A 7348-nucleotide genomic window follows, 5' to 3' on the forward strand; every position below is an offset into this window, starting at 1 on the left:
CTCTTGGGAAAGGGGAACTGATGAGAATCACAACAGGCTCATTCGGAGATGGTTACCTAAGGGAACTAAGAAAACGACTCCCAAAGAAGTCGCATTCATCGAAAATTGGATTAATAACTATCCTAAAAAATGCTTGAACTACAAATCACCCAGAGAAGACTTCTTCATGGCTAACTTGAACTTGAAATTTGGCAAAAGAGAATCAAGATTACTCCTGATTCTCCATTTTTATGCAATATCAAATTTCAATTGGCCTGCTTTGACACCAATCTTAAGTGTGCTGCCTGCCACCAAATCTCCCTTAAGAAGAAGTTCTGCCAACTTGTCTTCCACTTCTGTTTGCAGGGTTCTGCGAAGTGGACGAGCTCCCATCTCTGGGTCATATCCTTGATTTGCCAACAATTTCAGTGCAGAAGCTTGTAATTTCAAGTCAATGCCTTTTTCAGCCAAACTTGCCACTAAAGGTTTGACCATAATCTTCACCACTTCCTGCATATGGTCACTAGACAGGCTATGGAAGACCACCTTTTCATCAATACGGTTGATAAACTCAGGTCTATAAGCCTTTTTCAGCTCTTCAAACATGCGTTTTTCCATATTTTCCTGGTCAAAACGAATATCCTTAGCTCCAAAACCGACGGTCTTGTCATCCCGAAGGGCTGTCGCACCAAGGTTTGACGTCATGATGATAATGGTATTTGAAAAGTCAACCTTGCGGCCCTTGCTATCGGTCAAGACACCATCATCCAAGACCTGCAAGAGCACATTAAAGATATCTGGGTGGGCCTTCTCTACCTCGTCAAAAAGGAGAACGGAATATGGTTTGTTGCGAACCTTCTCGGTCAACTCCCCACCTTCTTCATAACCCACATAACCCGGAGGAGCTCCATTGAGACGGCTGGCTGCAAATTTCTCCATATACTCACTCATATCAAAGCGGATAAGGGCTGATTCGTCATCAAAGAGAACTTCTGCCAAAGCCTTGGCCAATTCGGTCTTCCCGACACCTGTGGGTCCTAGGAACATAAAAGAACCAATCGGACGCTTGTGACTGCGAATCCCTGACTGATTGCGGCGAATAGCACGGCTAATACTTGAAACAGCTTGATCTTGACCGATGACACGTTTGTGCAGTTCAGCTTCCAGATTCAGGTATTTCTTGGCATCAGTCTGAGTCAGTTTTTGGACTGGAATGCCTGACAAACGACTCAAGGTGGTCAAAATATCAGCCTCTGTCACCAAGTCTTTATAGACAGGCACTTCCTCTTCTTTTGCGATTAGCTGGGCTGCCTGTTTCCACTTGCCATCCATCAAGGCCTTGTCAGCTGGACTCAAGCCTGAATCGTCTGCTTTTACATGCTTAGCCTTATTTTGCACTGTTGCTGCTGCTTCATCTAAGAGGTCGATAGCAGAGTCTGGCAAATGGCGACTAGTCAAGTAACGATGGGCCATCTTAACGGCTGTTTCGACCGCTTCATCTGTGATTTGCACACGGTGATGTTTCTCATAAGTCGCCTTCAAGCCTTGCAAAATGGCCATGCTGTCTGCCACACTTGGCTCTTCAATCGTCACTTTAGCGAATCGACGAGAAAGGGCCGCATCTTTTTCGATGTGTTTTTGGTATTCTTCCTGAGTGGTGGCACCAACCGTTCTCAAAGTTCCACGCGCCAAGGCTGGCTTCAAAATATTGGCCGCATCCAGAGTCGAGTCAATCCCGCTACCAGAACCCATGATAGTGTGGAGTTCATCGATAAAGAGGATGACTTGGCCATCTTCTTCAATATCCTTGATGATATTGTTCATGCGTTCTTCAAAGTCACCACGGAAGCGTGTCCCTGCCACGACATTCATCAAATCCAGCTCTAACACGCGCATCTTAGCCATTTCCGCAGGCACATCTCCACTAGCAATACGCTGGGCAAGACCAAGCGCCAGAGCTGTTTTTCCGACACCAGCATCCCCAACCAAGACAGGGTTGTTCTTAGTCTTACGGCTCAAGATTTGAATCATACGTGAGATTTCCTTATCCCGACCGATGACTGGTTCTAACTTGCCAGAACGCGCTTGCTCTGTCAAATCATGCGTATAGTCCTCGAGACCACCACTCGGAGTCTGCGGCATGCCCATCATATTGGCCATAGAATTTTGTTTGTCAGCCACAGTACGATGGCGTTGACGTAAAGCCTTGAGGTCTTCACGAGTCCAACCTGCCCGTTCTTCTAAATTTCGACGAAGAGCAGCAATCTTAACCTGATCTTTCTTGTCTTCATAAGAAAAACCAGCCCTCTCCAAGATACGAGTCGCCAAGGCATTGCCATCATGCAAAATCGCATAGAGGACGTGCTCCGTCCCTAGCACCTTAGCATGGACCACTGACGCTACATACTCTGCTTCGTCAAAAAGAACCTGCAAACGATGGGAGAACGGCAACTCCGTAAAAGTTTCATCCTGGCTATAGTCCGTTTCAGTCAGTTCCAAAGCGACTTCTTCTAAACGGTCCATCTCATATGGATAATCATTTAAAGTCGCCCCTGCCACACTATAACTGTGATTGGACATGGCAATCAACAAGTGCCAAGACTCTAGGTAACCAGCTCCAAAATGACCAGCAACCATGTAGGCACTTTCGATACATTCATTCAATGCTTTTGAATAGTTCATCTTACTTCCCTTTTCTATCTACCTCTTGTATGACCTGGCGTAGCATGTTTGCACGAAGGACTGGAGCTTCTTCTCCTAGAACGCGATCCAAAGCTACTGATACTAGCAAATTCATCTCTTGCTTGGTCATCAATTCCTGCTCAACCAAAAGCTGGAGAATATCCTCATAAGTTTCTTGACTAACTCGCTCACCAATCGAATAAAGAAGCTCTCGGAGCATTTCATGATGACTAGAAAACTCAATCCGTCCTATACGAATATAACCTCCGCCACCACGCTTACTTTCAACCAAGTAGCCTCTACTTTCCGTAAAGCGTGTCTTGATCACGTAGTTAATCTGACTAGGAACAACCTGGAAGGTATCTGCCAACTGACTTCGTTGCAACTCCACGATACCAGATTGATCTAAAATCGCCTTGATGTAGGCCTCAATATGATCCGATGTATTTTTAAATCTCATTACAAACCCACCTCTCTTTGAACCTTGACTATCTTTGACTATTATACCGAAATTTTCTCATTTTTAAAAGAAAAAGGGCGCTGGTAAAGGATAATCTTCACCAACTCCCTATTTTTCTACTTATCTAAGCCTAATTCTGCCAAGATTTGACGTTTGTAGGCAATCTTTTGGACTTCCTTGTCCTCATCTTCAGACCAATCTAGTTTAATTTCTGAAACAATCTGCCCAGGGCGATTTTTCAAGATATAGATGCGATCGCTGAGATTGAGGGCCTCTTCGATACTATGCGTGATGATCAGGGTCGTCAATTGCAACTGCTTGTGAATTTCAAGGTACCAAGCGTGGAGTTCCATCTTGGTCATCTCATCCAAGGCGCTAAAGGCCTCATCTAAGAGAAAGAGCTTGTGCCCGAAAAGGTAAGTTCGAAGCAAGGCCACACGCTGGCGCATCCCCCCACTAAGTTCATGGGGATACTTGTCTCGTACAGCTGTCAACTGAAAAGTAGCAAGGATTTCATCCGCCCGAGCAATGGCTTCCGCCTTATCCACCTTTTGAATCAAGAGGGGCAGGATAATATTACCAAGCACCGTCTTGTGCTCCAAGAGCAGATCCTTTTGCAACATATAACTCACGCGCCCCTTGGGATTTTCTTCACCATCAAGGACAATTCTCCCTGACTGAACTTCTAAAATCCCCGCAATTAAGTTGAAAAGCGTAGTCTTACCAACACCACTTGGGCCTAGGATGGAAACCACTTCACCTGAAGTGACTTTCAGATTGATATCCTCTAAAATCCTCTCCTGACCATAGGCATAACTGACGTGTTCTAGTCTTATTTCTGTCATTATTTCACAAATTCGTTGGTGAAGCCTTTGTCTGTCAAGTCTTCTTTAAGGATACCATTTTCTTTATCCCATTTGTAGAAAGCATTCCAGCGAGCTGCGTCAAATTGACCCCATTTTTCCTTGTCGCTTGCGTATTCTTTTGACAAGTATTTTTGAGATTCAATGACAAAGTCACGTTTTTCCTTGAGTTCAGGTGCATTTTTGATGAGGATATCAGCTGCTTCTTCTGGATGCTCCATAGCATATTGGTAACCTTTTTTGATGGCTTGGATGACTTTACGAGCTTCTTCTTTGTTATCTTTCAGATAGTCGTTGTTTGCGATGATAACTGGTGAATAGTAGTCAAACTCCTTGACATAGTCTTTCAAATACATGAAGTTAGCATCTACACCTTGAGATTTAGCAAGTATACCATCCCAACCGTAGTAAATCCAAGCAGTGTCAAAGACACCATTGGCAATAGGTGTGATAGAGTTTGAGTCGTTATTTGGTACTTTTTCTACCTTCTCAAAGTCCCCACCTTGTGATTCTACCAATGTTTTCAACATAGCAAGTTCAGTTGGGTCATTCCAAGTCCCGTATTTCTTACCAACTAAGTCTTTTGGACTGCTTACATTGTCAGATTTACGTGAGATGATTCCTGATGTATTGTGTTCAACAATAGCTGCAACGGCAGTGATTCCTGCTCCTTTTTCCAATTTTTTAGCCATGTAGTCTTGGAAATACACTGCAAATGGTGCCTTACCATTGATAACCAAGTCAGATGAGCTTTCTTCTGGTGGCAATTTCAAATCAACATCCACTCCAGCTTCTTTGAAATAACCTTTTTCCTTGGCAACATATAGCCCTGTGTGGTTAGTATTTGGTGTCCAGTCTAGGATAAAGTCGATCTTCTTGAGTTCTGCCTCTTTGTTATCCTTAGAAGCAGTTCCTTGACCACAAGCTACAAGCACGACAGCTACAAGAGCTGTTAAAACAGTTAAAAACACTTTCCATGTTTTCTTCATTTTGATTTCCTCTTTTCTTTTTTGAAACATTCTTATTCTACGAACGTTTCCATTTAATAACATATTTTTCACTGACATCAACCAGCTTCATACCGAGAAGACTGATAATCGATACCAGAATAATAATAGCAAACATGGTATCATACTGAAACAGTTTCTTGGACTGAATCATGTAGACACCTAGTCCTTCAAAGCCTCCCAACCACTCAGATACCACTGTTGTGATAAAGGCGTAGGAGACACTGACCCTCAGACCTGCATAAAAGTAAGGCAGGCTGACTGGAATTTTAAAATGCCACAGGATTTGCCAAGGCTTGGCCCGCATCAGACTAAACAAGGTCAGCATATCCTTGTCACAATGCCTAAAGCCGTCCAAAATACTGACGATGATAGGAAAAGTTGTTGTCAAGATAATCAAGACAATCTTGGGCAGAATCCCATAACCTAGCCACAAGACCAGAATAGGGGCTATGGCAATGGTCGGGATAGTCTGAACAACCACCATCATAGGGTAAATCAGGTCATTGAGCCAAGTCAAACTATCCATGAGCACAGCCATGAGACAGGCAATCAAGACTCCCAAAATCAGCCCCAGTAAAGCCACTCTCAAAGTCGCCCAGCTATGGTGCCAGAGAAATTCTCTATCACGCACAAAAGACTGGAGGATTTCAAGAGGTGTCGGCAGGATAAACTTGGGGAGAAGTTTAAGAAAACCTGCTAACTGCCAGATTGACAAGACTCCCAGAAAACCCAATAGACTAATGTGTCGTCTCAGCATACTTTTCAAGCTTCTCATCAATACTTAAAATCTCTCCTACATTTATTTTGACATTGGCAAAGACATTATCTGCCTCCTGCCCTGCCACTTCCAGCGCTTCTTTTAGAATGCGCATAAGCTCATCAAACTCCCCTTCCAAGACCGTTTCAAATGGTGTCACCACCATGGTCACTTCTTGAGCTTGCAGATAAGCAATGACCTGATCAATAACAGCTATCCGATCAATCCCCTGTGCTAGGGGTAAAACTTGCAAGGCGATGCTTGCTTTCATAAAAACCTCCTCTTCTCGTTTTCCTTTGACAAAAAGAAAAACCTTTACCATATATGGAAAAGGTGCAAAATCAGACTAAGTATCGTTCCCTCCGCTGGCATTACCCAGATCAGGTGCGGTCGAAGTTTAACACTTCCTCTCAGACTGTACACAGACTCCCATATATTATATGTATATATGATAGCGCAAAATAAGAAAAATGTCAAGGAAATTGCTTAATCGAGTAGGGGATAATCTTTAGCCCCTCTCACACCACCGTACGTGCCGTTCGGCATACGGCGGTTCAACTAACTTTTAACGCATGTCGTTCAAGGTAATAATCCAAACACGAAACCAGTCCACGTTTTTCAAGGACTGGTTTTGATATAGCACGTTTAGTACCGACTTCTGAGCTACTAATTGATAATGGTCACCCCAGCCAGATACCTTATCTGCTATCCATTTAGGAACTCCTAACTTAAGCAATCCCCATAGTCGTCTCGATTTCTTCTTCCATTGCTTCCAGATAATCACTCGTAGGCGAGTACGCAAGCGCTCATCTATGCTGGTGACAATACTTTCCATATTTCCCAATGAGAAATAGTTTATCCATCCTCGAATGGACAAATTCAGTTGTTCAATACGTCTTGTTAGGTCTATACTCCATTTCCTCTGTGTTAGTTTCTTCAATTTAAACTTAAATCTCCGAACACTATCTTGATGGGGACGACTTTTCCAACCATCTGATGATTTCCAGAACCCAAAACCTAAGTATTTCAGCTCTCTTGGTCTGGTAATCTTAGTCTTGGTCATATTTACTTTCAAACCTAGCCGTTTCTCAATAAAACGACTGACTGAATACATCACACGCTTAGCGGCTGCCTCGCTTCCGACCGTCATCACACAATCATCTGCGTAGCGCACAAATCGAAGTCCCCTCTTTTCTAATTCCTTGTCCAATTCATTAAGCATGATATTGGATAAGAGAGGAGATACATTTCCTCCCTGTGGTGTGCCAACTAGCGTTTTATGACGTTGACCGTTAATGATAACACCTGAATGAAGATACTGACGAATCAAGGATTCCCTATCTCCGTCTTCGATTATGTTATGTACTAAGGACATCAATCTATCTTGAGGAACCCTATCGAAAAATTTCTCTAGGTCTATATCCACTATCCACTCATAGCCGTCATTTAAGTACTCTAAGAGCTTGAACAATGGCTTGTTGGATTATCCTATCCATCACTGTCGGAATCCCAAGCTGAAGGACACCTCCATTGGGTTGGGGGATTTCAACTCGCAGGACTGATTGAGGTTTGTATTTCCTCTGTTTTATCAGCTCCT

5 protein-coding genes, 3 pseudogenes and 1 riboswitch are annotated in these 7348 nt (G+C 43.4%); of the genes and pseudogenes, 1 reads left to right on the forward strand and 7 read right to left on the reverse strand.

What is annotated here, in order from left to right; all coding sequences use genetic code 11:
• Window positions 1-391 (forward strand): annotated as a pseudogene (locus HT703_RS11795) (hypothetical protein); the annotation flags it as partial.
• On the opposite strand, the pseudogene HT703_RS07160 reads toward HT703_RS11795, so the two are convergent.
• From HT703_RS07160 to HT703_RS07190, 7 genes and pseudogenes are all read right to left on the reverse strand, one after another.
• Window positions 280-2661, reverse strand: a pseudogene (locus tag HT703_RS07160) (ATP-dependent Clp protease ATP-binding subunit); the annotation flags it as partial. The pseudogenes HT703_RS11795 and HT703_RS07160 sit on opposite strands and share 112 nt — an antisense overlap.
• Window position 2662: 1 nt before the next feature.
• Window positions 2663-3121 carry a CtsR family transcriptional regulator gene (locus HT703_RS07165; protein WP_023936792.1) on the reverse strand — a complete coding sequence of 153 codons (459 nt, stop codon included), beginning with the start codon at window positions 3119-3121 and terminating at the stop codon, window positions 2663-2665.
• 116 nt (window positions 3122-3237) lie between these two features.
• Window positions 3238-3966: an ABC transporter ATP-binding protein gene (locus HT703_RS07170; RefSeq protein WP_023936794.1), complete on the reverse strand. Its 729-nt coding sequence runs from the start codon at window positions 3964-3966 to the stop codon at window positions 3238-3240.
• Complete coding sequence (locus HT703_RS07175; protein WP_004261900.1) at window positions 3966-4973, reverse strand: ABC transporter substrate-binding protein; 1008 nt, start codon at window positions 4971-4973, stop codon at window positions 3966-3968. Before HT703_RS07175 ends, HT703_RS07170 begins: the two co-directional genes overlap by 1 nt.
• Before the next feature lie 37 nt (window positions 4974-5010).
• Window positions 5011-5769, reverse strand: a complete 759-nt coding sequence (locus HT703_RS07180; protein ID WP_162199268.1) for an ABC transporter permease — start codon at window positions 5767-5769, stop codon at window positions 5011-5013.
• Window positions 5732-6022, reverse strand: coding sequence for a thiamine-binding protein (locus HT703_RS07185; protein WP_000647658.1), 291 nt, complete (start codon window positions 6020-6022; stop codon window positions 5732-5734). Before HT703_RS07185 ends, HT703_RS07180 begins: the two co-directional genes overlap by 38 nt.
• 69 nt (window positions 6023-6091) lie before the next feature.
• A riboswitch (TPP riboswitch) is annotated at window positions 6092-6194 on the reverse strand.
• Between the two features lie 111 nt (window positions 6195-6305).
• A pseudogene (locus tag HT703_RS07190) lies at window positions 6306-7348 on the reverse strand (reverse transcriptase domain-containing protein); the annotation flags it as partial.

The organism is Streptococcus sp. 3874, from assembly GCF_013276425.1.
Lineage (GTDB): Bacteria > Bacillota > Bacilli > Lactobacillales > Streptococcaceae > Streptococcus > Streptococcus pseudopneumoniae.

Excerpts from the sequence above, each read along its gene's own strand:
- HT703_RS07165 (WP_023936792.1), bottom strand. The coding sequence starts at position 3,121 with ATGAGATTTAAAAATACATCGGATCATATTGAGGCCTACATCAAGGCG.
- HT703_RS07170 (WP_023936794.1), bottom strand. The coding sequence starts at position 3,966 with ATGACAGAAATAAGACTAGAACACGTCAGTTATGCCTATGGTCAGGAG.
- HT703_RS07175 (WP_004261900.1), bottom strand. The coding sequence starts at position 4,973 with ATGAAGAAAACATGGAAAGTGTTTTTAACTGTTTTAACAGCTCTTGTA.
- HT703_RS07180 (WP_162199268.1), bottom strand. The coding sequence starts at position 5,769 with ATGAGAAGCTTGAAAAGTATGCTGAGACGACACATTAGTCTATTGGGT.
- HT703_RS07185 (WP_000647658.1), bottom strand. The coding sequence starts at position 6,022 with ATGAAAGCAAGCATCGCCTTGCAAGTTTTACCCCTAGCACAGGGGATT.